Source organism: Ralstonia insidiosa (assembly GCF_008801405.1).
Taxonomy (GTDB): domain Bacteria; phylum Pseudomonadota; class Gammaproteobacteria; order Burkholderiales; family Burkholderiaceae; genus Ralstonia; species Ralstonia insidiosa.
Genome location: NZ_VZPV01000012.1, coordinates 1 through 1189 on the forward strand (window position 1 = coordinate 1; position 1189 = coordinate 1189).

Annotated in this window: 1 protein-coding gene and 1 pseudogene; both read left to right on the plus strand. The window is 58.1% G+C overall.

What is annotated here, in order from left to right:
- The first annotated feature begins 213 nt into the window (after positions 1–213).
- The gene (locus F7R11_RS27390; RefSeq protein ID WP_232357567.1) at positions 214–504 is read left to right on the plus strand and encodes a DUF4158 domain-containing protein; all 291 of its coding nucleotides are present in this window, start codon (positions 214–216) and stop codon (positions 502–504) included.
- Positions 498–1055: pseudogene (locus F7R11_RS27195) on the plus strand (Tn3 family transposase); the annotation flags it as partial. The gene F7R11_RS27390 and the pseudogene F7R11_RS27195, both read left to right, overlap by 7 nt.
- Positions 1056–1189 lie beyond the last annotated feature (134 nt).

Consider the following 1189-nt stretch of genomic DNA (forward strand, 5'->3'; position numbering starts at 1 on the left):
AAGGGGTCCCCTCGTTTTCAGTGCAATAACTGGCGGTACGCAAACCCAGCACTGGCGCGGGGGTGGTGTTGGTAGATCGTTGATTCTGTTGGCTTTCCTGTTCACTTCTCAAACGGGTATCGTGGCCTCCCACTAATGGGGTTCACGATGCAGGACTGGCAAACGACGTTTTTGGGGATGCGTGAGCTGCCCCGCGATATCAGTGACTTCGAGATGAAGGCGTTTTTCACCTTCGATGGTGCAGAGCGCGAGGCAATCAATGCGCGCCGGGGTGACGCCCACAAGCTCGGTCTGGCGCTGCATATCGGGTTTTTGCGCATGAGTGGCCGCCTGCTGTATGCCTTTCGGGTGGTTCCCGTCGCCCTGTGGCGCCACTTGAGCGAGGAACTTGGCATTGCCACCCCTGATGTGGCTTCGCTGCGCACGCTGTACGGGCGGGAGAAGACACTGTTCGATCACCAGCAAGTAGCGTGCACGGCCCTTGGTTTTCGGTGGATGCCCTGATCGAAAAGCATTGGGACAGCCCGGTGCACCTGGCAGCCTCGGTCATGAGCGGACATGCCAGTGCGGTGGCAGCTCTTGCGCGGTTCGGTTCTGCCGCCCAGGGCGATCCAATCTATGAGGCTGGCGTGCAATTGGGGCGGTTGCTGCGTACGGCGTTTTTGGCTGACTACTTTGTCAAGGACGCTTTCAGGAACGAGTTGCGCCGGGTGCTCAATCGGGGCGAGGCTGTTAACGCCCTCAAGCGCGCCATTTATACCGGCCGGATCAGCCCGGCGCAGGCCAAACGTGTCGATGAAATGCAGGCTGTGGCCGATGCGTTGAGCCTGATGGCCAACATCGTGATGGCGTGGAATACCTCACAGATGCAGGCGGTCCTGGATCGCTGGTCGAACCGCCGCCAGGTCATTCCACCGGAACTGATCGGAAAAATTGCTCCCACCAGGCTGGAAAGCATCAACCTGCGAGGCGTGTTCCGCTTTCCTGTTGACCGTTATGCCGACCAAATCCTGCCCTCGCGGCAGGGAGCACCGATAACTGGCACCAACGGATGAAACCGATCACGGTTTGACGCCACGAATCGCAGATTTGAAAGTGAACAGGAAAGTCAATGAAATCAACGATCTACCAACACCACCTCCGCGCCAGTGCTAGCTTTTCGTACCGTCACTTATTGCACTGAAAACGA